This window comes from Streptomyces sp. UC4497 (genome assembly GCF_054871485.1).
In genome coordinates this window covers 127,895-151,755 of sequence record NZ_JBTYHB010000002.1, presented here as the reverse complement: position 1 = coordinate 151,755, position 23,861 = coordinate 127,895, and the positions used below count along the sequence as shown (strand labels likewise).

At 69.6% G+C, this 23,861-nt stretch carries 19 protein-coding genes; 16 read left to right on the top strand and 3 right to left on the bottom strand.

Annotated elements, in window-relative coordinates; translation table 11 throughout:
* The first annotated feature begins 130 nt into the window (after positions 1 to 130).
* From yajC to ACYSUO_RS03340, 5 genes are all read left to right on the top strand, one after another.
* Positions 131 to 631: a preprotein translocase subunit YajC gene (yajC, locus tag ACYSUO_RS03360; RefSeq protein ID WP_461774477.1), complete on the top strand. Its 501-nt coding sequence runs from the start codon at positions 131 to 133 to the stop codon at positions 629 to 631.
* 140 nt (positions 632 to 771) lie between these two features.
* A complete protein-coding gene (gene secD / locus ACYSUO_RS03355; protein WP_461774756.1) occupies positions 772 to 2,526 on the top strand; it encodes a protein translocase subunit SecD in 1,755 nt (584 codons plus the stop codon).
* Between the two features lies 1 nt (position 2,527).
* Entirely contained in the window at positions 2,528 to 3,667 is a 1,140-nt protein-coding gene (secF, locus tag ACYSUO_RS03350; RefSeq protein ID WP_461774476.1) for a protein translocase subunit SecF, read from the top strand.
* A gap of 155 nt (positions 3,668 to 3,822) precedes the next feature.
* Positions 3,823 to 4,362 carry an adenine phosphoribosyltransferase gene (locus ACYSUO_RS03345; RefSeq protein WP_403848026.1) on the top strand — a complete coding sequence of 180 codons (540 nt, stop codon included), beginning with the start codon at positions 3,823 to 3,825 and terminating at the stop codon, positions 4,360 to 4,362.
* Positions 4,363 to 4,532: 170 nt separating this feature from the next.
* Entirely contained in the window at positions 4,533 to 7,055 is a 2,523-nt protein-coding gene (locus tag ACYSUO_RS03340; RefSeq protein ID WP_426904949.1) for a RelA/SpoT family protein, read from the top strand.
* A 141-nt stretch (positions 7,056 to 7,196) separates the two neighbouring features.
* On the opposite strand, the gene ACYSUO_RS03335 is transcribed toward ACYSUO_RS03340, so the two are convergent.
* Positions 7,197 to 8,429 (bottom strand): DUF349 domain-containing protein, encoded by a 1,233-nt coding sequence (locus tag ACYSUO_RS03335; protein ID WP_461774475.1) that lies wholly within the window; start codon positions 8,427 to 8,429, stop codon positions 7,197 to 7,199.
* Positions 8,430 to 8,631: 202 nt separating this feature from the next.
* Entirely contained in the window at positions 8,632 to 9,411 is a 780-nt protein-coding gene (locus ACYSUO_RS03330) for a peptidylprolyl isomerase (RefSeq protein ID WP_461774474.1), read from the bottom strand.
* 140 nt (positions 9,412 to 9,551) lie between these two features.
* Between ACYSUO_RS03330 and ACYSUO_RS03325 the strand changes: the two genes are divergently transcribed.
* The 5 genes from ACYSUO_RS03325 to rpsD all read left to right on the top strand — a co-directional run bounded on the left by ACYSUO_RS03325 (position 9,552) and on the right by rpsD (position 14,749).
* A complete protein-coding gene (locus ACYSUO_RS03325) occupies positions 9,552 to 10,262 on the top strand; it encodes an MBL fold metallo-hydrolase (RefSeq protein ID WP_461774473.1) in 711 nt (236 codons plus the stop codon).
* A 13-nt stretch (positions 10,263 to 10,275) separates the two neighbouring features.
* Positions 10,276 to 11,538: a histidine--tRNA ligase gene (gene hisS / locus ACYSUO_RS03320; protein ID WP_461774472.1), complete on the top strand. Its 1,263-nt coding sequence runs from the start codon at positions 10,276 to 10,278 to the stop codon at positions 11,536 to 11,538.
* 177 nt (positions 11,539 to 11,715) lie between these two features.
* On the top strand, positions 11,716 to 12,357 hold the full coding sequence (locus tag ACYSUO_RS03315; RefSeq protein WP_426904954.1) for a vitamin K epoxide reductase family protein: 642 nt from the start codon (positions 11,716 to 11,718) through the stop codon (positions 12,355 to 12,357).
* Positions 12,358 to 12,406: 49 nt separating this feature from the next.
* Positions 12,407 to 13,774, top strand: a complete 1,368-nt coding sequence (locus ACYSUO_RS03310) for a replication-associated recombination protein A (RefSeq protein WP_461774471.1) — start codon at positions 12,407 to 12,409, stop codon at positions 13,772 to 13,774.
* Between the two features lie 360 nt (positions 13,775 to 14,134).
* Positions 14,135 to 14,749, top strand: a complete 615-nt coding sequence (rpsD, locus tag ACYSUO_RS03305; protein ID WP_327664298.1) for a 30S ribosomal protein S4 — start codon at positions 14,135 to 14,137, stop codon at positions 14,747 to 14,749.
* Between the two features lie 54 nt (positions 14,750 to 14,803).
* Here the strand turns inward: rpsD and ACYSUO_RS03300 are convergent, their stop codons facing one another.
* Positions 14,804 to 17,047: an ATP-binding protein gene (locus tag ACYSUO_RS03300; protein ID WP_461774470.1), complete on the bottom strand. Its 2,244-nt coding sequence runs from the start codon at positions 17,045 to 17,047 to the stop codon at positions 14,804 to 14,806.
* Between the two features lie 185 nt (positions 17,048 to 17,232).
* Here ACYSUO_RS03300 and ACYSUO_RS03295 point away from each other — a divergent pair, with 185 nt between their 5' ends.
* The 6 genes from ACYSUO_RS03295 (at position 17,233) to ACYSUO_RS03270 (ending at position 23,840) form a co-directional block, all read left to right on the top strand.
* A complete protein-coding gene (locus tag ACYSUO_RS03295) occupies positions 17,233 to 17,679 on the top strand; it encodes a DUF948 domain-containing protein (protein WP_267071119.1) in 447 nt (148 codons plus the stop codon).
* A gap of 8 nt (positions 17,680 to 17,687) precedes the next feature.
* On the top strand, positions 17,688 to 18,056 hold the full coding sequence (locus tag ACYSUO_RS03290; RefSeq protein ID WP_461774469.1) for a DUF6167 family protein: 369 nt from the start codon (positions 17,688 to 17,690) through the stop codon (positions 18,054 to 18,056).
* Positions 18,056 to 20,728, top strand: coding sequence for an alanine--tRNA ligase (alaS, locus tag ACYSUO_RS03285; RefSeq protein WP_461774468.1), 2,673 nt, complete (start codon positions 18,056 to 18,058; stop codon positions 20,726 to 20,728). Before ACYSUO_RS03290 ends, alaS begins: the two co-directional genes overlap by 1 nt.
* On the top strand, positions 20,728 to 21,192 hold the full coding sequence (gene ruvX, locus ACYSUO_RS03280) for a Holliday junction resolvase RuvX (RefSeq protein ID WP_266721783.1): 465 nt from the start codon (positions 20,728 to 20,730) through the stop codon (positions 21,190 to 21,192). Before alaS ends, ruvX begins: the two co-directional genes overlap by 1 nt.
* Before the next feature lie 154 nt (positions 21,193 to 21,346).
* Complete coding sequence (gene mltG / locus ACYSUO_RS03275; RefSeq protein ID WP_461774467.1) at positions 21,347 to 23,026, top strand: endolytic transglycosylase MltG; 1,680 nt, start codon at positions 21,347 to 21,349, stop codon at positions 23,024 to 23,026.
* On the top strand, positions 23,007 to 23,840 hold the full coding sequence (locus ACYSUO_RS03270) for a shikimate dehydrogenase (protein WP_461774466.1): 834 nt from the start codon (positions 23,007 to 23,009) through the stop codon (positions 23,838 to 23,840). The genes mltG and ACYSUO_RS03270 overlap by 20 nt, the downstream gene beginning before the upstream one ends.
* Positions 23,841 to 23,861: the final 21 nt, after the last annotated feature.

Genomic DNA, 23,861 nt, shown 5'->3' with positions numbered 1-23,861 from the left:
GCCATGCTGAGCGTTGTTCCCACAGTGCGGACTCGCTTAGACTCCGCCGACGTCGCCTTTACAGCGGCGTAATACCCCATCATCGATGCGGCCGCATCTCGACGCGGCCGAATGAAGGAAGTTCCTACCCGTGAGTCCTGTGACCCTCCTCCCGTTCATTGTGCTCATCGGGGCCATGTTCCTGATGACCCGGTCTGCCAAGAAGAAGCAGAAGCAAGCCGCGGACATGCGCAATGAGATGCAGCCCGGCTCCGGCGTCCGCACGATCGGGGGCATGTACGCCACGGTCAAGGAGGTCCACGACGACGCGGTCCTCCTCGACGCCGGCCCCGGGGTCCACCTCATGTTCGCGAAGAACGCCATCGGCGCCGTACTCACCGATGACGAGTACAACCGCATCGTCCACGGCGAGGAAGTCGTTGGTGATGATGAGCTGACCAACGACGCCGTCGTGCCGGACGACGCGTCCTCCCTCACCGAGAGCGACGAGACCGCCGCTGACGACTCGCGCATCGACCTCGGCAAGAAGGACGAGCCCGCCGAGGCCGAGAAGGCCGAGAAGGCGGAGCCGGCCGAGAAGGCCGACGACGTCGAGGTGAAGAAGACCGACGGCGAGTCCGACGCGAAGTAGTACGGCCGGAACCGTGGGGCGTCCGCTCGATGTGCCCCGCGGTTCCTGTTCGTGCGTGACCCGCGCGGACTCTCGACCATTTCATGGCCGCCTGGGCACCCAACCCCGATGCCGGGCGGATGGAGAGGGAGTACGAGAAGGTGGCCACACCTAAGAAGAGCCGAGGGGCAGGTGCCCCGTCGAAGCCGGGGCGCGCCCTGGGCCTGATCGTGATCATCATGGTCGCGCTCGTCGGGGGGATGTTCGCCTCCGGCACGTTCACCCCGCGCCTTGGTATCGACCTCGCGGGCGGCACCAGCATCACGCTGGAGGCGAAGAACGAGCCGGGCAAGCCCAACGCGATCAACAAGACCAACATGGACACGGCGGCGGACATCATCAACCGCCGTGTCAACGGCATGGGTGTCTCCGAGGCCGAGGTCCAGACGCAGGGCAAGAGCAACATCATCGTCAACATCCCGCGAGGGACGAACGAGAAGCAGGCCCGCGAGCAGGTCGGTACGACCGCGCAGCTCTACTTCCGTCCGGTGCTCACGATGACCTCCGGCCAGCCGGCCGGCAAGGGTGACAAGTCGGCCACCCCGTCCCCGAGCGCCTCCACGGGTGGCAAGGCGACCGACAAGGCCACCGGCTCGGACAAGGCGACCGACAAGTCGACGGTCACGCCGTCCCCGAGCGCCACGACGCAGGGCCGCGCCGTCACCGACAGCCTCAAGGCCGACGCGACGCCGAGCGCCTCCGCGAAGACCGGCGACGACCCGCAGGCCACCCCGAGCGCAAGCACGGACCCGGCGACCACCGCGCTGCAGAAGAAGTTCATGCAGCTCGACTGCACGGACAAGGCCGCCCGCACCAAGATCAACGAGGGCGCGAAGTCCTCCGACCCGATCATTGCCTGCGGTCAGAGCCAGGGGCAGTGGCAGAAGTACATCCTCGGCCCCTCCGAGGTGGGCGGCAAGGACGTCAAGAAGTCCCAGGCGACCATCAACCAGCAGAACGGCCAGTGGGTCGTGAACATGGAGTTCACGGGCACGGGCTCGAAGAAGTTCGCCGCGACGACCAGCAAGCTCAAGACCCAGCAGTCGCCGATGAACCAGTTCGCCATCGTGCTCGACGGCGATGTGGTCTCCGCTCCCAGCGTCAGCTCCACCCTGAGCCAGAACGCCGAGATCTCCGGCTCCTTCACCCAGGAGTCCGCCCAGGACCTCGCGAACGTGCTGTCCTACGGCGCCCTGCCGCTGACCTTCCACGAGCAGAGCGTCACCTCGGTGACCGCCGCGCTCGGCGGTGAGCAGCTGAACGCCGGCCTGATCGCGGGCGCCATCGGCCTCGCGCTGGTCGTCCTCTACCTGGTGGTCTACTACCGGGGCCTGTCGGTCGTCGCGCTGGCCTCGCTGCTCACCTCCGGCATCCTCACGTACACCCTGATGACGCTGCTCGGCCCGGCCATCGGCTTCGCGCTGAACCTGCCGGCCGTCTGTGGTGCCATCGTGGCCATCGGTATCACCGCGGACTCGTTCATCGTGTACTTCGAGCGGATCCGGGACGAGATCAGAGAGGGACGCTCCGTGCGTCCCGCGGTGGAGCGCGCCTGGCCGCGGGCCCGGCGCACCATCCTGGTCTCCGACTTCGTGTCGTTCCTCGCGGCCGCGGTGCTCTACATCGTGACCGTCGGCAAGGTGCAGGGCTTCGCGTTCACGCTCGGCCTGACCACCCTGCTCGACATCGTCGTGGTCTTCCTCTTCACGAAGCCGCTGATGACGCTCCTGGCCCGCACCAAGTTCTTCACGGGCGGGCACAAGTGGTCCGGCCTCGACCCGAAGCGCCTCGGCGTGCAGCCCCCGCTGCGTCGCACCCGCCGCGCCACCCGCCCTGTCGACCCGAAGGAGGCGTGAGATGTCGAAGCTGGGCAATCTCGGCGCCAGGCTGTACCGCGGTGAGGTCGGTTACGACTTCATCGGCAAGCGAATGATCTGGTACGGCGTCTCGATCCTCATCACCATCACGGCCATCGTCGGCCTCGGGGTGCGCGGCCTGAACATGGGCATCGAGTTCGAGGGCGGCGCGGTCTTCACGACGCCCAAGACGAGCGTCTCGGCCCAGAAGGCCGAGGAGTACGCGTCGGAGGCCTCGGGCCACCCGGCGGTCGTCCAGGAGCTCGGCTCGGGCGGTCTGCGCATCCAGGTCGCGGGCGTCGACACCGGCAAGTCGGACCAGATCAAGGCCGAGCTGTCCAAGGACATGGACATCCCCGCCGAGGACATCAACGCCGACCTGGTGGGCCCCAGTTGGGGCGCCTCGATCGCCAACAAGGCATGGCAGGGCCTGGCCATCTTCATGGTCCTGGTCGTGATCTATCTGGCGATCGCCTTCGAGTGGCGGATGGCGCTCGCGGCACTCGTCGCGCTCATCCACGACATCACGATCACCGTCGGGATCTACGCCCTGGTGGGCTTCGAGGTCACGCAGGGCACGGTGATCGGTCTGTTGACCATCCTTGGTTATTCGCTCTACGACACGGTCGTCGTCTTCGACTCGCTCAAGGAACAGACCAAGGGGCTGGAGAAGCAGACCCGCTGGACGTACAGCGAGGTCGCCAACCGGTCGATCAACAGCACGCTGGTCCGCTCGATCAACACCACGGTCGTGGCGCTCCTCCCGGTCGGCGGCCTGCTGTTCATCGGCGGCGGCTTCCTCGGCGCGGGCATGCTGAACGACATCTCGCTGTCGCTCTTCGTGGGCCTCGCCGCCGGTGCGTACTCGTCGATCTTCATCGCCACTCCGCTGGTCGCCGACCTCAAGGAGCGCGACCCGAAGATGAAGGCGCTGAAGAAGCGGGTGCTCGCCAAGCGGGCGGCCGCCGCGGCGAAGGCCGACACGGCCGTCGTGGGCCACCAGGCCGACGGCGGGCTGGACACGGAGGCCGAGGAGCCGCAGGACGCCGCCCCCGCGGGCGCCGGTCCCGCCGCCTCGGGTCCGCGCAACCAGCCGGCCCGTAACCGCGGCCGCGGCCGCCCCTCGGGCAAGCGCCGCTGAGCCGGACCGTCACGGACGCCACAAGGGCGCCAGGAGCCTTCGAGGCCCTGGCGCCCTTGGCGTTTCTCCACAGCGGCGACTGCTAGGGTTGGCGGTCGCCGCAAAGCGGTCGAACCTCCAGGAAAAACTCTTCACATACTCGCTGAGGTGCAGAAATGACCGACATCAAGGAGCTGCTCCTCAGCCGCATCCGCGATGTGCAGGACTATCCGGAGCCCGGTGTCCTGTTCAAGGACATCACCCCGCTGCTCGCGGACCCGGCGGCCTTCACGGCCCTCACCGACACGCTCGCCGAGCTCTGTGTCCGCAACGGGGCGACGAAGATCGTCGGCCTGGAGGCGCGCGGCTTCATCCTGGGCGCCCCCGTCGCGATCCGCGCGGGCCTCGGCTTCATCCCCGTACGCAAGGCGGGCAAGCTCCCCGGTGCGACGCTCGCGCAGTCGTACGACCTGGAGTACGGATCCGCCGAGATCGAGGTGCACGCCGAGGACCTCGGCGCCGACGACCGCGTCATGGTGATCGACGACGTGCTGGCCACCGGCGGCACCGCAGAGGCCGCGGTGCACCTGATCCGCCGCGCCGGCGCCGAGGTCGCGGGCTGCGCCGTCCTCATGGAGCTGGGTTTTCTGCCGGGCCGCGGACGACTCGAATCCGCGCTTCAGGGTGCGCCGCTCGACGCCCTGCTCGTGGTGTAAAGCCGCAGCTCACAGCCCTGGCGGCGGGTCCGGAGGAATCCGGTGCCCGCCTCTGGTGTTTCACCAGTACGAAGGCGTCCCGTCGGCCCGGGGCGAGCCGAGGACGCCGGATCGATACCATGGGCTCTCCGGGACCTGAACGGGGGACCCGTCGCGCACGAGGAGCGCCGTTGCCAGACGAGGCCAAGCCACTCTCCGCCGCCACGCATGACGAACAGGCCACTGCGGCCGCGGCTCCTTCCCGCACGCCCGAGAAGGACGCGAAGACGGCGAAGCCTGCGCCGCCGAGCGGCACGGCGGCCGAGCAGCCGCGCACCAAGCCTCCCGCGGGCCAGCCGCGCCCCACACCACCGCCGGCGATCCGCGCCGCCACGAACCAGCCGGCCGCGCGCTCCGGCTCCTCCAATCGCGTCCGCGCCCGCCTGGCCCGCCTCGGCGTGCAGCGCTCGAACCCGTACAACCCGGTCCTGGAGCCGCTGCTGCGGATAGTGCGCAGCAACGACCCGAAGATCGAGACGTCCACGCTGCGCCAGGTCGAGCGCGCCTACCAGGTCGCCGAGCGCTGGCACCGCGGTCAGAAGCGCAAGAGCGGCGACCCGTACATCACGCACCCGCTCGCGGTGACGACGATCCTCGCCGAGCTCGGCATGGACCCGGCGACGCTGATGGCGGGCCTGCTGCACGACACGGTCGAGGACACCGAGTACGGCCTGGACACACTCAAGCGCGACTTCGGCGACCAGGTGGCGCTCCTGGTCGACGGCGTGACCAAGCTGGACAAGGTCAAGTTCGGCGAGGCCGCGCAGGCCGAGACCGTGCGCAAGATGGTCGTCGCGATGGCCAAGGACCCGCGCGTCCTGGTCATCAAGCTCGCCGACCGCCTGCACAACATGCGCACCATGCGCTACCTCAAGCGCGAGAAGCAGGAGAAGAAGGCCCGCGAGACGCTGGAGATCTACGCTCCGCTGGCGCACCGCCTGGGCATGAACACCATCAAGTGGGAGCTGGAGGACCTCGCGTTCGCGATCCTCTACCCCAAGATGTACGACGAGATCGTGCGGCTCGTGGCCGAGCGCGCGCCCAAGCGCGACGAGTACCTGGCCATAGTGACCGACGAGGTGCAGTCCGACCTGCGCGCGGCCCGCATCAAGGCGACCGTCACAGGCCGCCCGAAGCACTACTACAGCGTCTACCAGAAGATGATCGTCCGCGGCCGTGACTTCGCGGAGATCTACGACCTGGTGGGCATCCGCGTCCTCGTCGACACGGTCCGCGACTGCTACGCGGCACTGGGCACGGTCCACGCCCGCTGGAACCCGGTTCCGGGGCGGTTCAAGGACTACATCGCGATGCCCAAGTTCAACATGTACCAGTCGCTGCACACGACGGTGATCGGCCCCAACGGCAAGCCCGTCGAGCTGCAGATCCGTACGTTCGACATGCACCGCCGTGCCGAGTACGGCATCGCCGCGCACTGGAAGTACAAGCAGGAGGCCGTCGCCGGCGCCTCCAAGGTGCGCACCGACGCGCCCAAGTCGTCCGGCAAGGGCAAGGACGACCACCTCAACGACATGGCGTGGCTGCGCCAGTTGCTCGACTGGCAGAAGGAGACGGAGGACCCGGGGGAGTTCCTGGAGTCCCTGCGCTTCGACCTCTCCCGCAACGAGGTGTTCGTCTTCACGCCGAAGGGCGACGTCATAGCGCTCCCGGCCGGGGCGACGCCGGTGGACTTCTCGTACGCGGTCCACACGGAGGTCGGCCACCGGACCATAGGAGCACGCGTCAACGGACGCCTGGTGCCCCTCGAATCCACGCTGGACAACGGCGACCTGGTGGAGGTCTTCACCTCCAAGGCGCAGGGCGCGGGCCCGTCCCGCGACTGGCTCGGCTTCGTGAAGTCGCCGCGTGCGCGCAACAAGATCCGGGCCTGGTTCTCCAAGGAGCGCCGCGAGGAGGCCATCGAGCAGGGCAAGGACGCCATCGCGCGCGCCATGCGCAAGCAGAACCTGCCGATCCAGCGGATCCTCACGGGCGACTCTCTCGTGACGCTCGCGCACGAGATGCGCTACCCGGACATCTCGTCCCTGTACGCCGCCATCGGCGAGGGCCACGTCACGGCGCAGTCCGTCGTGCAGAAGCTCGTGCAGGCCCTCGGCGGCGAGGAGGCGGCCAACGAGGACATCGCGGAGAGCGCACCGCCCTCGCGCGGCCGTTCCAAGCGCCGGTCGAACGCCGACCCGGGCGTCGTGGTCAAGGGCGTCGACGACGTCTGGGTGAAGCTGGCGCGCTGCTGCACGCCGGTGCCCGGTGACCCGATCATCGGCTTCGTCACGCGCGGCAGTGGCGTATCGGTTCACCGCAGCGACTGCGTCAACGTGGACTCGCTGTCCCGCGAGCCGGAGCGCATCCTCGAGGTCGAGTGGGCGCCCACGCAGTCGTCCGTCTTCCTGGTCGCCATACAGGTCGAGGCCCTCGACCGCTCGCGGCTCCTGTCCGACGTGACCCGGGTCCTGTCGGACCAGCACGTGAACATCCTGTCCGCGGCGGTCCAGACGTCCCGCGACCGGGTGGCCACATCCCGCTTCACGTTCGAAATGGGCGACCCGAAGCACTTGGGCCACGTCCTGAAGGCGGTCCGGGGCGTGGAGGGCGTGTACGACGTGTACCGGGTGACGTCGGCGCGGCGGCCGTAAATCCGGCCCTGCGGCCGGGTGAGCAAATCAAGCCCCTGCGGCGATTGAGCAGCGGGGTCCGGGGCGGAGCCCCGTGGCATAGGAACGGCCCCCGAGCACAGTGCTCGGGGGCCGTCCACGTTCCGGCCGCAGCGGAGGGGCTCAGCCTCCGAACTCGTGCAACCCCTTGACCGCCTGGTCGAGCAACGCCTGACGCCCGTCAAGCTCCTTCTGGAGCTTGTCCGCCTTCGCGTTGTTCCCCTGCGCCCGCGCCTGCTCGACCTGACCGCGCAGCTTGTCGACCGCCGCCTGCAGCTGACCGGTGAGGCCCTCGGCACGAGCCCGCGCCTCCGGGTTCGTACGGCGCCACTCCGCTTCCTCGGACTCCTGGAGCGCACGCTCCACGGTGTGCATCCGGCCCTCGACCTTCGGGCGGGCGTCCCGCGGGACGTGACCGATGGCCTCCCACCGCTCGTTGATCGAGCGGAACGCGGCACGCGCCGACTTCAGGTCCTCGATCGGCAGCAGCTTCTCGGCCTCGTCCGCGAGCGCCTCCTTGAGCTTGAGGTTCTCGCCCTGCTCGGCGTCGCGCTCGGCGAACACCGCGCTGCGGGCCGCGAAGAAGACGTCCTGGGCGCCGCGGAAGCGGTTCCACAGGTCGTCCTCGTGCTCGCGCTGCGCGCGGCCCGCGGCCTTCCAGTCCGTCATCAGGTCGCGGTAGCGGGCCGCCGTGGCGCCCCAGTCCGTCGAGTTCGACAGCGACTCGGCCTCCGCGACCAGCTTCTCCTTGGTCTTGCGGGCCTCCTCGCGCTGCGCGTCCAGCGAAGCGAAGTGGGCCTTGCGGCGCTTGGAGAACGCCGAGCGGGCGTGCGAGAAGCGGTGCCACAGCTCGTCGTCCGACTTGCGGTCGAGGCGCGGCAGACCCTTCCAGGTGTCCACCAGCGCGCGCAGCCGCTCGCCGGCCGCCCGCCACTGCTCGGACTGGGCCAGCTCCTCCGCCTCGACGACCAGCGCCTCCTTGGAGTGCCGCGCCTCGTCGGACTGCTTGGCCTTCTGGACCTTGCGCTCCTCGCGGCGGGCCTCGACGCTCTCCACCAGCTTGTCGAGCCGCTTGCCGAGCGCTTCCAGGTCGCCGATCGCGTGGGCGTCCGTGACCTGCTCGCGCAGGTGCTCGATCGCCGTCATGGCGTCCTTGGCCGACAGGTCGGTCGTCTTCACCCGGCGTTCGAGGAGCCCGATCTCGACGACCAGGCCGTCGTACTTGCGCTTGAAGTAGGCCAGGGCCTCGTCAGGAGACCCCGCCTTCCACGAACCGACCTCTCGCTCGCTGCCGTCGGCCGTACGCACGTACACGGTCCCCGTCTCATCGACGCGGCCCCACGGGTCGCTGCTCACAGCGCCTCCTCCACATGATGCCTGCGCGGGGCGTCCCGCCCCGGGGCATCGTCCACAGTTTCCTGGCGGGCCCGGCCCGCCCTCCACAACGCGGCTCGAATCCGCGCCGCTCGAAGCCAATCTAGGCGACCGGCCACCCCACTGTCCGCACTCAGCGCGGCTCAATTCCGTGCCCGCACGCGCGTGGGGTGGCCCTTTGGCCTTACTTCTTGCTGACCGTCGCCTTGCTGACCTTGACGGCCTCCTTCGGAGCCCCGTCCTCCGAGCCGCCGCTGACGCCCTTCGCCGCGACGTCCTGGACGACCTTGAGGCCCTTCGCGTCCATCGTGCCGACGGGCGTGTACGTAGGCGTCAGCTTGCTGTCCTTGTAGACGAGGAAGAACTGGCTGCCGCCGGAGTCGGGCTGGCCGGTGTTCGCCATCGCGACCGTGCCGGCCTTGTAGGTCACCGAGCCGTCCTTGGCCGGCTTGCCGAGCCCGCCCAGGTTCTCATCGGGGAGCGTGTAGCCGGGGCCGCCCGCGCCGGTGCCCTCGGGGTCGCCGCACTGCAGGACGTAGATGCCCTTGGTGGTGAGGCGGTGGCACTTCGTCCCGTCGAAGAAGCCCTTGTCCGCGAGGTGCTTGAACGAGTTCACGGTGTGCGGGGTCTTCGCCGCGTCCATGGCGATGGTGATGTCACCGGCGCTCGTCTTGAAGGCCATGTCGTACTTGGCCTTCTTGTCGATCGCCATCTTGGGTTCGGACGCCTTCTTGCTCGCCGAGGGCGACGGGCTGTCCTTCGCCCCCGCGGTGTCCTTCTTGCCGTCACCGCTGAAGGCCCCGGCGGCGTACGCGCCGCCCGTGCCGAGGACGGCCACCGCGAGCACGGAGGCGATCACGGTGTTGCGGGTGCGCGCCTTGCGTCGAGCGGACTCGCGCCGCTGCTGCTGGCGCAGGAACTTCTCCCGGGCGAGCTGACGCTGCCGCTGATCCTTGCTGACCACCGGGTCTTCTCCTCGTACGTCTCGTGACCTTCATGGGCCCTGATTGGTGCCCGTACCGTATATGGGTTCGCTGTGGAATCGGCCGCGCCGGTAGGCTCTGATCCGCCGCATTCCGTTTCGACGACATACGAAGGACGAACGTGCTGATTGCCGGGTTCCCCGCCGGGGCCTGGGGCACCAACTGTTATCTGGTTGCCCCCGCCGCGGGTGAGGAGTGCGTGATCATCGACCCCGGCCACCAGGCCGCTCAGGGAGTCGAGGAAGCGCTCAAGAAGCACCGCCTCAAGCCGGTGGCGGTCGTCCTCACGCACGGGCACATCGACCATGTCGCATCGGTCGTCCCGGTCTGCGGGGCGCACGACGTCCCGGCCTGGATCCACCCCGACGACCGCTACATGATGAGCGATCCGGAGAAGGGCATCGGCCGCTCCATCGGCATGCCGCTGATGGGCGAGCTGTCCGTGGGGGAGCCGGACGACGTGCGGGAGCTGTCCGACGGCGCTCGGCTGAAGCTCGCCGGGCTCGACTTCAGCGTTGCGCACGCGCCGGGCCATACCAAGGGGTCGGTGACCTTCCAGATGCCCGAGGCGGCGGACATCCCGTCCGTCTTCTTCTCGGGCGATCTGCTCTTCGCCGGCTCCATCGGACGCACCGACCTTCCCGGTGGCTCCATGGACGACATGCTCGAATCGCTGGGCCGTGTGTGCCTGCCGCTCGACGACTCGACCGTGGTGCTGTCCGGACACGGCTCCCAGACGACCATCGGCCAGGAGCGCGCCACCAACCCGTATCTGCGGCAGGTGGCCGCCGGCCAGGGAACCTCCACCGAGGCTCCCCGACGAGGAATGTGACGAGAAACCTCCCGTGAGTACCTTCCAGGCCCCCAAGGGCACCTACGACCTGCTTCCGCCGGACTCCGCGACGTACCTCGCGGTCCGCGAGGCCATCTCCGCCCCGCTGCGGAACTCCGGCTACGGCTACATCGAGACGCCCGGCTTCGAGAACGTCGAGCTCTTCGCGCGCGGTGTCGGCGAGTCCACGGACATCGTCACCAAGGAGATGTACGCCTTCGAGACCAAGGGTGGCGACCGGCTCGCGCTGCGCCCCGAGGGCACCGCGTCCGTGCTGCGCGCCGCCCTGGAGGCCAACCTCCACAAGGCGGGCAACCTCCCGGTCAAGCTCTGGTACTCGGGCTCGTACTACCGCTACGAGCGCCCCCAGAAGGGCCGCTACCGGCACTTCTCCCAGGTGGGCGCCGAGGCGATCGGTGCCGAGGACCCGGCCCTGGACGCCGAGTTGATCATCCTGGCCGACCAGGCGTACCGCTCGCTCGGCCTGCGCGACTTCCGCATCCTGCTGAACTCGCTCGGCGACAAGGAGTGCCGTCCCGTCTACCGGGAGGCGCTGCAGACGTTCCTGCGCGGCCTCGACCTCGACGAGGACACGCTGCGCCGCGCCGACATCAACCCGCTGCGCGTCCTCGACGACAAGCGGCCCGACGTGCAGAAGCAGCTCACCGACGCGCCGCTGCTGCGCGACTACCTGTGCGACGCGTGCAAGGCGTACCACGAGCAGGTGCGCGAGCTGCTGACCGCCGAGGGCGTCGCCTTCGAGGACGACGAGAAGCTGGTCCGCGGCCTGGACTACTACACGCGTACGACCTTCGAGTTCGTCCACGACGGACTCGGCTCGCAGTCCGCGGTCGGCGGCGGCGGTCGCTACGACGGCCTGTCCGAGATGATCGGCGGCCCCTCGCTGCCGTCGGTCGGCTGGGCGCTCGGCGTGGACCGTACGGTCCTGGCCCTGGAGGCGGAGGGCGTCGCGCTCGAACTGCCCGCCACCACCAGCGTGTTCGCGGTGCCGCTCGGCGACGAGGCGCGTCGCGTGCTGTTCGCCAAGGTGACCGAGCTGCGCAAGGCCGGGATCTCGGCGGACTTCTCCTTCGGCGGCAAGGGCCTCAAGGGCGCCATGAAGAACGCCAACCGCTCGGGCGCGCGGTTCACGCTCGTCGCCGGTGAGCGGGATCTGGCCGAGGGCGTCGTGCAGCTCAAGGACATGGAGTCGGGCGAGCAGGACGCCGTCGCGGTCGACGAGATCGTCAATGTGCTCACCGCGAAGCTGAAGTAGACAGATTTTGCACACCTGATGTTCGAGGCCCCGGAACACGCTTCCGGGGCCTCGAACATTTTCGCCCCCAAGGGCGTACATGCTTATGTCCAACGAACGGTGGACACAGCGGCCGGTGCGGCAGAATGAGGGCGACCGCAGCACACCCACTCGCGTACTCACCTACGGATCGGCGTGATGAGCAAGACGACCACAGCAAGCGACACCGTCTCCCGTGACTCCGGAGCCGATCCCGCACCGCGCTCCGTCGGCGGCAGCCGAGCCTTCGGGCTGCTCCTGGTGATCACCGGGGCGGCCGGGCTGCTCGCTTCGTGGATCATCACGCTCGACAAGCTCAAGCTGGCCGAGGACCCGAACTTCACGCCGGGCTGCTCCCTGAACCCGGTCATCTCCTGCGGCAACATCATGAAGAGCGAGCAGGCGACGGCCTTCGGCTTCCCGAACCCGTGGCTCGGCCTCGTCACCTACGCCATCGTGATCGGCGTCGGCATGAGCCTGCTGGCCAACGCGAGGTTCCCGCGCTGGTACTGGCTGACCTTCAACTTCGGCTGCCTCTTCGGCGTCGGATTCGTGACCTGGCTGCAGTTCCAGTCCCTGTACCGGATCAACGCGCTGTGCCTCTGGTGCTGCCTCGCCTGGGTCGCCACGATCCTGATGTTCTGGTACGTCACGTCGTCCAACATCCGCAACGGCTTCCTGCCGGCGCCGCGCCCGGTCAGGACGTTCTTCGAGGACTTCACCTGGGCCCTGCCGGTGCTGCACATCGGCATCATCGCCGTGCTGATCTTCACGCGCTGGGGCTCCTCGCTCTGGGCCTGAGGGGCCCGTGCCCGCGGCGTTGTCAGTGGCGTGACTTAGGGTTTTGACCGTGGAAGCCGACCTGTTCACCGCCGCAGCCGAAGAGCGCCAGGAGAAGGACCCGTCCGCGAGCCCCCTGGCCGTCCGGATGCGCCCGCGCGTCCTCGACGAGGTCGTCGGCCAGCAGCACCTGCTCAAGCAGGGCTCGCCGCTGCGCCGACTGGTCGGCGAGGGCGGGTCAGGACCCGCGGGCGCCTCCTCGGTGATCCTCTGGGGCCCGCCCGGCATCGGCAAGACCACACTCGCGTACGTGGTGTCCAAGGCGACGAACAAGCGGTTCGTGGAGCTGTCCGCGATCACCGCGGGCGTCAAGGAAGTGCGCGCCGTCATCGAGGGCGCCCGCCGCGCGCTGGGTGCCCACGGCAAGGACACCGTCCTCTTCCTCGACGAGATCCACCGCTTCAGCAAGGCCCAGCAGGACTCGCTGCTGCCCGCTGTCGAGAACCGCTGGGTGACGCTGATCGCGGCGACCACGGAGAACCCGTACTTCTCGGTGATCTCCCCGCTGCTGTCCCGCTCCCTGCTGCTCACCCTCGAATCGCTCACCGACGACGACCTGCGCGGACTGCTCGCGCGTGCCCTCACCGAGGAGCGCGGTCTCGACGGCGCGGTGACGCTCGCGGAGGACGCCGAGGACCACATCCTGCGCGTGTCCGGCGGCGACGCGAGACGCGCGCTCACCGCCCTGGAGGCGGCGGCCGGAGCGGCCATCGCCAAGGGCGAGGAGACCATCACCCTCGAAAGCGTCGAGGAGTCGGTGAACCGCGCGGCGGTGACGTACGACAAGGGCGGGGACCAGCACTACGACGTGGCGAGCGCCCTCATCAAGTCCATCCGCGGCTCGGACGTGGACGCGGCGCTGCACTACCTGGCCCGCATGATCGAGGCCGGCGAGGACCCCCGCTTCATCGCCCGCCGCCTGATGATCTCCGCGAGCGAGGACATCGGCCTCGCGGACCCGACGGCGCTGCCGACCGCCGTGGCCGCCGCACAGGCCGTCGCGATGATCGGCTTCCCGGAGGCGGCGCTCACCCTGAGCCACGCGACGATCGCCCTCGCCCTGGCCCCGAAGTCGAACGCGGCGACGACGGCGATCGGCGCCGCCATGGAGGACGTACGCAAGGGCCTGGCAGGACCCGTGCCGCCGCACCTGCGCGACGGGCACTACAAGGGCGCCGCCAAGCTGGGCCACGCGCAGGGCTATGTGTACCCGCACGATGTGCCCGGCGGCATCGCCGCCCAGCAGTACGCGCCGGACGCGATAGCGGGCCGCCGCTACTACCAGCCGACGCGCTACGGGGCGGAGGCCCGGTACGCGGACGTGGTGGAGCGGGTCCGCGAGCGGCTCGGAGGCCCTGGCGGCGAGGGGTCCGACTGATCCGGTAGACTGCCCCGAAGTGCTGTGTCCCGTGCCCGGGATCCCGAAAGGGAAACCGGCACCACCAGAGCGGGACATCAAGCCGGATCCCCCGAACCGTGCGTTCGCCGCACGGCACAGGAGATCCAGGAGCGTCGCGCACCGTCGAAGGTGTCGCGGGCAGCCCACCACCAGCCCGGCCCGCAAGGGCCCGGAGCCCGGTCGGTGGGCCACTCGCGTGCTGCACGTATGTGCCCAGACCTGGGAGCGGCTGCCCTGCCGTCCGCAAGGACAGCGGTGGGGTTTCCCGGGCTGCGGATTGCGACCTCCCCGAACCCTGGTGAAGCCGTATTCGCATCAGAAACACGAGGTGTTTGGTTCATGCCGAACCAGTCCCGCCCCAAGGTCAAGAAGTCGCGTGCCCTCGGCATCGCGCTGACCCCGAAGGCCGTCAAGTACTTCGAGGCCCGCCCCTACCCGCCGGGCGAGCACGGCCGCGGCCGCAAGCAGAACTCGGACTACAAGGTCCGTCTGCTCGAGAAGCAGCGTCTGCGCGCCCAGTACGACCTGAGCGAGAAGCAGATCGCCCGCGCCTACGACCGCGCCAAGAAGGTCGAGGGCAAGACGGGTGAGGCGCTCGTCATCGAGCTCGAGCGTCGTCTCGACGCCCTGGTTCTCCGTTCGGGCATCGCCCGCACGATCTACCAGGCCCGTCAGATGGTCGTTCACGGCCACATCGAGGTCAACGGCCAGAAGGTCGACAAGCCGTCCTTCCGCGTGAAGCCGGACGACGTCGTCATGGTCCGCGAGCGCAGCCGCAACAAGCCGCTGTTCCAGGTCGCGCGTGAGGGTGGCTTCGCCCCCGAGGGCGAGACCCCGCGTTACCTCCAGGTGAACCTGAAGGCCCTGGCCTTCCGCCTGGACCGTGACCCGAACCGCAAGGAGATCCCCGTGATCTGCGACGAGCAGCTCGTCGTCGAGTACTACGCCCGCTGATCTCCCTCACCGGAGTCTCCCTCAGGGGAGTGCGGACGTAGTCTCACCTGCGTTTCAGCCCGCCGTCTCGCCGCCCTTCCAGGTGTGCGAGGCGGCGGGTTCGCGTTTCCCCCGGGCCGGTTCCGCAGGGCGGGCCGGATGCGGGACCACCGCGGCCGGGCGCTGCCGCCGGCCGCTGCTCAGCGCGCGTGCCACCGCCTCGTCGTGCTCCAACTGCTCGCCCGAGCGCGCGAGTTCGGCGAACCGGGCATCGCCGAGCGCCTGCCGTGCCTGCGTCTCGCACCGCTTGTGCGGCGTGCTGTAGTGGGCCGAGCCGAACAGCGGCAGCCCCACGGAGGTCCACATCCGGGCCGCCGCCCCTTGCAGCACCGCCGCCTCGGCGGCGTCCCCCTCCTCGACCGTGATCAGGGCGAGCAGCTCCATCGACAGCACCGTGCCCAGCAGATCGTGGAACTCGTGGCCGATGGCCAGGCACTCGTCGAGCAGCCGGCGCGCCTGCGTGTAACCGCCCTCCGTCCACTGCTCGAACGCCAGCACATAGAGCGCGTACGCGAGGGTCCAGCGCTCCCCGTGGTCCTCGCACACCTGTCGTACGTCCGTGCACAGCGTCACGGCCTCCGCCAGGTCGCCCTGGAAGGCGAGCGCCATCGCCAGCTCGACCTGGCCCATCAGCACGTTGCTGTTGAGCTCGCCGATCTCCCGGTAGCTGGACAGCGCGGTGCGCAGCAGGTCCTCGGCGCGCGGCAGGTCGTCGGCGACCAGGGCCAGGCACCCGGTGCGGTGCACCGCATAGGCGAGCGCCGTGGCGTCGCCGGCGCGCTCCGCCTCCTCGCGGCACTCCTGCAGCGCGGCGAGCGCGGGCACCGTGTCGCCCTGAAGGATCGCGACGTAGCCGAGTACCCACAGCGCCTTGAGGCGCGAGGTCCCGTACTCCATGTCCTCGCCCACAAGCCCGGGGCAGACGTCACCGTCGTCGAACTCGACGTCCAGGCCGACGCTGCGGTCCAGCCAGTGCCGCCCCTCGGAGAGCCGCCCGCAGCCCGCCCAGTAGAACCAGAGCGTGCCCGCCAGGTACTGGCCCAGATGCGTCTCGCCCGGTTCGGTCAGGCAGTGTTCGAGGGCCGCCCGCAGATTCGGCAGCTCCGCCTCGATCCGGGTCGCCACCTCGCCCTGCCGCGGCGAGAACCAGTCCAGCTCGCACCAGGTGGCCAGGCCCATGTACCAGTCGCGGTGCCTGCGCCGCATCCGGCGGCCGTCGCCCAGGTTGTCCAGCCACTCGGCCCCGTACGCGCGCACCGTGTCGAGCATCCGGTAGCGCACCTCGCCCCGGGCCTCCTCGCGGACGACCACGGACTGCGCGAGCAGCTCGTCGAGGACGTCGACGACGTCGTCCGCGGGCAGGCTCTCGCCACCGCACACGTACTCCGCCGCCTCCAGGTCGAACGAGCCGGAGAACACCGAGAGCCGCGCCCACAGCAACCGCTCCTGCGGCGTGCACAGTTCATGGCTCCAGCCGATCGTGGTGCGCAGCGTCTGGTGGCGGGGCAGCGCATCCCTGCCGCCACCGCGCAACAGCCGGAACCGGTCGTCGAGCCGCTCCATCAGCTGCGGCGGCGACAGCACCCGCAGCCGCCCGGCCGCGAGCTCCACCGCGAGCGGCAGACAGTCGAGGCGGCGACACACCTCCAGTACGTCGACCAGCATCCGCCCGTCCAGCTGGAACCCGGGCAGCAGCGCCGTGGCCCGGTCCGCGAACAGCTCCGCCGCGTCGACCGGCGGCAGGGGGGCCAGCGGGAACACCTGCTCCCCGTCGACGGCGAGCGGTCTGCGGCCCACCGCGATCACCCGGAGCCCCGGCGCCGCGCGCAGCAGGTCCCGTATGAGGGAGGCGCACGCCTCGACGAGGTGTTCGAACCCGTCGAGCACGAGGACGATCCGGCGCTCGGCGAGGTGGTCCACCAGCACCTGGCGGGGCGCGCGGGTGGTGTGGTCGGTGAGGCCGAGGGCCTCGGCGAGCGTGTACTCGACGAGCTCCGGCAGCCGCACGGTCGCCAGCTCCACGCGCCACACCCCGTCGGGACACAGGGTGCGCGGGACCCGGGCGGCGGCGTGGGCGGCGAAGCGGGACTTGCCGACGCCGCCGACTCCGGTGACCGTGACCAGGCGGCCCGACTCGAGCGCCGCCGTCAGCGCCGTGAGCTCGGCGCCGCGGCCGACGAAACGATTGAGTTCGTGGGGGAGGTTGCCGGGGTGTGGGGGACCGGCGGGGACATCTGTGGGGCGCGAAGTGCGTCGCATGGGGCACAGAGCGTACTCAGGCGTGCGCGGTCCGTACAATCGCATCGTCGAATGTCCACCGCTCGGGACGCGAATGCGGTACGGAGCGCGGGGTCGGGCGCGATAGGCTCGGGGGACGACTTTTTGATGTTCAGAAGCTGTGCGTTCGTACAGAGCTTTCGTACCGAGCTAGGGAGCGGTGCCACGTGTCCGGTGGAGAGGTTGCCGGGATTCTGGTGGCTGTCTTCTGGGCGATCCTGGTCTCCTTCCTCGCGGTGGCGCTCGTGAGGCTGGCCCAGACGCTCAGGGCGACCACCAAGCTGGTCGCGGACGTGACCGAACAGGCCGTCCCGCTGCTCGCCGACGCCTCCGCCGCGGTGCGCTCCGCGCAGACCCAGATCGACCGCGTCGACTCGATCGCCTCGGACGTCCAGGAAGTCACGTCGAACGCGTCGGCGCTCTCCTCCACCGTGGCCTCCACCTTCGGCGGCCCGCTGGTCAAGGTTGCCGCGTTCGGCTACGGAGTGCGCCGGGCCATCGGCGGCCGGGGCAAGGACGCGCCCGCCAAGGAGTCGCGCCGTACCGTGATCGTGGGGCGCCCGCTCCCCGAGGCGCGGCGCGCCAAGCGGGCCAACCGGAACAAGAGGGACTGACCGCAGACATGTTCCGCCGTACGTTCTGGTTCACCGCGGGCGCAGCCGCCGGCGTATGGGCCACCACGAAGGTCAACCGCAAGCTCAAGCAGCTGACGCCGGAGTCGCTCGCGGCCCAGGCCGCCAACAAGGCGGTCGAGGCGGGCCACAAGCTCAAGGACTTCGCTCTCGACGTCCGCGACAACATGGCCGAACGCGAGGCCGAACTGGGCGACGCCCTCGGTATCAACGAGGCGCCGGATCCCGAACCGCTGCCGCAGAGCCGCTTCGCGGTCATCCAGAACACCTTCGCCGCGAAGCAGACCAAGCAACTCAAGCAACCCAAGTACCTCGAGAACACGCGGTACTCGATCAACAATCGGAATGAGGACCACTGATGGAGTCGGCTGAAATCCGTCGCCGCTGGCTGAGCTTCTTCGAGGAGCGTGGCCACAAGGTCGTGCCCTCGGCGTCGCTCATCGCGGACGACCCGACTCTGCTGCTCGTCCCCGCAGGCATGGTCCCGTTCAAGCCCTACTTCCTGGGTGAGGTCAAGCCGCCCGCGCCGCGCGCCACTTCGGTCCAGAAGTGCGTGCGCACGCCGGACATCGAAGAGGTCGGCAAGACCACCCGCCACGGCACGTTCTTCCAGATGTGCGGCAACTTCTCCTTCGGCGACTACTTCAAGGAAGGCGCCATCAAGTACGCCTGGGAGCTGCTCACCAGCTCCGTGGCGGACGGTGGCTACGGTCTGGAGCCCGAGAAGCTCTGGATCACCGTCTACCTCGACGACGACGAGGCCGAGCGCATCTGGCACGAGGTCGTCGGCGTGCCGAAGGAGCGCATCCAGCGCCTGGGCAAGAAGGACAACTTCTGGTCCATGGGCGTCCCGGGCCCCTGCGGCCCGTGCTCCGAGATCAATTACGACCGCGGCCCCGAGTTCGGCGAAGAGGGCGGCCCGATCGTCAACGACGAGCGCTACGTGGAGATCTGGAACCTGGTCTTCATGCAGTACGAGCGCGGCGCCGGCATCGGCAAGGAGGACTTCGAGATCCTCGGTGACCTGCCGTCGCAGAACATCGACACGGGTCTCGGCCTCGAGCGCCTCGCCATGATCCTGCAGGGCGTACAGAACATGTACGAGACGGACACCCTGCGCGTCATCATCGACAAGGCCACCGAGCTGACCGGCGTCGCCTACGGCAGCAAGCACGAGTCGGACGTCTCGCTGCGCGTCGTCGCCGACCACATGCGTACGTCGACGATGCTCATCGGCGACGGCGTCACGCCCGGCAACGAGGGCCGCGGCTATGTGCTGCGCCGCATCATGCGCCGCGCCATCCGCAACATGCGCATCCTCGGTGCCACGGGCCCCGTCGTGCAGGAGCTGCTCGACGTCGTGATCGACACGATGGGCCTGCAGTACCCGGAGCTGATCTCCGACCGCAAGCGCATCGAGCAGGTCGCGCTCGCCGAGGAGGCCGCGTTCCTCAAGGCCCTCAAGGGCGGCACGAACATCCTGGACACCGCCGTCACCGAGACGAAGGCCGCCGGCAAGTCGGTCCTCGCCGGCGACAAGGCGTTCCTGCTCCACGACACGTGGGGCTTCCCGATCGACCTCACCCTGGAGATGGCCGCCGAGCAGGGCCTGTCCGTGGACGAGGACGGCTTCCGGCGCCTGATGAAGGAGCAGCGGGAGCGCGCCAAGGCGGACGCCCAGGCCAAGAAGACCGGCCACGTCAACGCCGGCGCGTACCGCGAGATCGCCGACGCCGCCGGTGCCACCGACTTCATCGGCTACTCGGCCACGCAGGGCGAGTCCACGGTCGTCGGCCTGCTGGTGGGCGGCGTCTCCTCGCCGGCCGCCACCGAGGGCGACGAGGTGGAGGTCGTCCTCGACCGCACCCCGTTCTACGCCGAGGGCGGTGGCCAGATCGGCGACACCGGCCGCATCAAGCTGGACAACGGCGCGATCGTCGAGGTCCGCGACTGCCAGAAGCCCGTTCCCGGCGTGTACGTCCACAAGGGCGTCGTGCAGGTCGGCGAGGTGACCGTCGGCGCCCCGGCCCAGGCGATCATCGACGTGACCCGCCGCCGCGCCATCGCCCGTGCCCACTCCGCCACGCACCTGACCCACCAGGCGCTGCGCGACGCGCTCGGCCCGACGGCCGCGCAGGCCGGTTCCGAGAACCAGCCGGGCCGCTTCCGCTTCGACTTCGGTTCGCCGTCCGCCGTGCCCACGGCCGTGATGACGGACGTCGAGCAGAAGATCAACGAGGTCCTGGCCCGCGAGCTCGACGTGCACGCCGAGGTCATGTCGATCGACGACGCCAAGAAGCAGGGCGCCATCGCAGAGTTCGGCGAGAAGTACGGCGAGCGCGTCCGCGTCGTCACCATGGGCGACTTCTCCAAGGAGCTGTGCGGCGGCACGCACGTGCACAACACCGCCCAGCTCGGCCTGGTGAAGCTGCTCGGCGAGTCCTCCATCGGCTCCGGCGTGCGCCGCATCGAGGCCCTCGTCGGCGTCGACGCGTACAACTTCCTCGCGAAGGAGCACACGGTCGTCGCCCAGCTCCAGGAGCTGGTCAAGGGCCGCTCCGAGGAACTGCCCGACAAGATCTCCGCGATGCTCGGCAAGCTGAAGGACGCCGAGAAGGAGATCGAGAAGTTCCGCGCGGAGAAGGTCCTCCAGGCCGCCGCCGGTCTCGCCGAGAGCGCCAAGGACGTCCGCGGCGTCGCCGTCGTCACCGGCCAGGTCCCGGACGGCACGTCCGCCGACGACCTGCGCAAGCTGGTGCTCGACGTGCGCGGCCGCATCCAGGGCGGCCGCCCCGCGGTCGTCGCCCTCTTCACCACGGCCAACGGCAAGCCGCTCACGGTCATCGCGACCAACGACGCCGCCCGCGACCGCGGCCTCAAGGCCGGCGACCTGGTCCGTACGGCCGCCAAGACCCTCGGCGGCGGTGGCGGCGGCAAGCCGGACGTCGCGCAGGGCGGCGGCCAGAACCCGGCCGCGATCGGCGACGCCATCGACGCCGTCGAGCGCCTCGTCGCGGAGACCGCGAACTGATGCGCCGAGGCCGCCGTCTGGCGATCGACGTCGGGGACGCCCGGATCGGGGTCGCGTCCTGCGACCCCGACGGGATCCTCGCGACTCCGGTGGAGACCGTGCCGGGACGTGACGTCCCGGCCGCCCACCGGCGGTTGAAGGCCATCGTCGAGGAGTACGAGCCGATCGAGATCGTCGTCGGGCTCCCTCGCTCCCTCAAGGGGGGCGAGGGCCCGGCGGCCGCCAAGGTCCGCGGCTTCGCGCAGGAACTCGCCCGAGGCGTGGCACCCGTTCCGGTGAGACTTCTCGACGAGAGGATGACCACAGTGACGGCCAGTCAGGGACTGCGCGCCAGCGGTGTTAAGTCCAAAAAGGGCCGCTCTGTCATCGACCAGGCGGCCGCCGTCATCATCCTCCAGCAGGCCCTGGAGTCCGAACGGGCGTCAGGAACCGCTCCCGGCGAGGGCGTCGAAGTGGTTGTCTGATCGCGATACGGTAACGTTCCGCGCGACCGGCGGTGTTCGAATAGCCGCCGCACAGCATCAAGAGGCGGAACGGTTGCCCTTCCTGATCAGGCTTCCTGAGGGGACTTCCTGATCGGACAGCGGCCCATCCCGCCTCGCGGCTTGTAGGGGACCGATGACTGAGTATGGCCGGGGCCAAGGCTCCGAACCGTGGCATCCCGCGGACCCGCTGTACGGGGACCAGGGATGGGGGCAGCAGGCCGGGCACGGCCAGGCTGCCTACGGAGGCCAGGGGAGTTACGACCCGCAGCAGGCCTACGGCGGTGACTGGGACACGTCCGGTCAGCAGGGCTACGGCTACGGCCAGGACCCCGGCCATGGCCAGGACCCCGGCTACGGGCAGGACCCCGGTCACGGTCAGGATCCCGGTTACGGCCGGCAGTCCTACGGCGGGCAGCAGGGCCAGAACGGTGGCTGGGACTGGGACACCGGCTCGCAGGGCCAGCCGCCCTACGGCGTCGACCCCGCGGACCCTTACGGCACCGGTCAGCACGCCGCGTACAACGGCGAGGAGCCGGACTACTACAACACCCCCGGCGCCTACCCGCCGCCGGAGCCGCCCGGCCAGCGCCGTCCGCAGCAGGACCCGGGGACCGGCTGGGACGCAGGACCCGACCAGGGCGAAGAGGCGTTCTTCAACGGCGGTGGCGACGACGAGGACGAGTACGACGAGGGTCGCGGCGGGCGTCGCGGACGCGGCGGCAAGAAGCCGAAGAAGCGGCGCAGCGGCTGCGCCTGCCTGGTCCTCACGGCGATCTTCGCGGCCGGTGTCGGCGGCGTCGGCTACTTCGGCTACCAGTTCTACCAGGATCGTTTCGGCGCGGCCCCCGACTACGCGGGCGAAGGCAACGGCGAGCAGGTCACCGTCGTCATCCCGCAGGGCTCCGGCGGTTACACGATCGGGCAGAAACTCAAGGACGCCGGCGTGGTGCAGAGCGTCGACGCGTTCGTCGCCGCCCAGTCGGCGGACCCGAAGGGCAAGTCGATCCAGGACGGCGCGTACGTCATGGAGAAGCAGATGTCCGCGTCGAGCGCCGTCGACATGCTGCTCAGCCCGTCGAGCCGCGCCAACCTCACGATCCCCGAGGGCACCCGCAACGCGGCCGTCTACGCGAACATCGACAAGAAGCTCAAGGTCGCCAAGGGCACCACGGCCAAGGTCGCGAAGAAGGACTACAAGGACCTCGGCCTGCCCGACTGGGCGCTGAACCGCCCCCAGGTGAAGGACCCGCTGGAGGGCTTCCTCTACCCGTCGAGCTACGCGGCGGCCAAGGGCATGAAGCCCGAAGAGGTCCTCAAGGACATGGTCTCCCGGGCCAACAACAAGTACGAGGCCCTCGACCTGGAGGGCGAGGCCAAGAAGCTCGGCCTCAAGAACCCCTGGCAGGTGCTCACCGTCGCGAGCCTCGTACAGGCCGAGGGCAAGACGCACGACGACTTCCGCAAGATGTCCGAGGTCGTCTACAACCGCCTCAAGACGACGAACACGGAGACCAACCAGCTCCTGCAGTTCGACTCGACCTTCAACTACCTCAAGGGTCAGAGCAACATCAACATCGGCGAGTCCGAGATCAACAGCAACAAGGACCCGTACAACACCTACACGCGCAAGGGCCTCCCGCCCGGCCCGATCGACAACCCCGGCGATGTGGCCCTCGCCGCGACGCTCAACCCGACGGACGACGGCTGGATCTACTTCGTGGCCACGGACGGCATGCACAAGACCGAGTTCGCGAAGACCGGCGCCGAGTTCGAGAAGCTGAAGGACAAGTTCAATGCCAGCCAGGTCAACTGACGTGCGCAGGGCGGCAGTTCTGGGCTCGCCCATCGCCCACTCCCTCTCGCCGCAGCTGCACAACGCGGCGTACGCGGAGCTGGGTCTGGACGAGTGGCGGTACGACCGGTTCGAGACCGACGAGGCGGCGCTGCGCGGCTTCCTCGCCGGGCTCGGGCCCGAGTGGGCCGGGCTCTCGCTGACGATGCCGCTGAAGCGGGCGGTGATTCCGCTGCTCGACGAGATCACCGAGACCGCGCGCTCCGTGGAGGCCGTGAACACGGTTGTCCTCAAGGAGGACGGCCGCAAGATCGGCGACAACACCGACATCCCGGGGCTGATCGCGGCGCTGCACGAGCGCGGCGTGGAGAAGGTCGAGTCGGCGGCGATCCTCGGCGCGGGCGCTACCGCGTCCTCCGCGCTCGCCGCGCTCTCCCGGATCTGCACCGGCGAGGTCGTCACCTACGTACGCAGCGAGCAGCGGGCCGAGGAGATGCGCGGCTGGGGCGAGCGGCTGGACGTGCGGGTGCGCACGGCCGACTGGGCCGACGCGGCCGCGGCCTTCGAGGCCCCGCTGGTCATCGCCACGACGCCGAAGGGCGGCACGGACCACTTGGTCGAGGCGGTGCCCGACAGCGTCGGCACGCTCTTCGACGTCCTCTACGACCCGTGGCCCACGCCGCTGGCAGCCGCCTGGGAGCAGCGCGGCGGCCCGATCCTCAGCGGGCTCGACCTGCTCGTGCACCAGGCGGTCTTCCAGTTCGAGCAGTTCACCGGGGACACCCGCCCGGTGCTCGCCGCCATGCGCGCGGCGGGCGTGAAGGCGCTCGGCTGACTTCTCGGCGTGGGCCCTCGG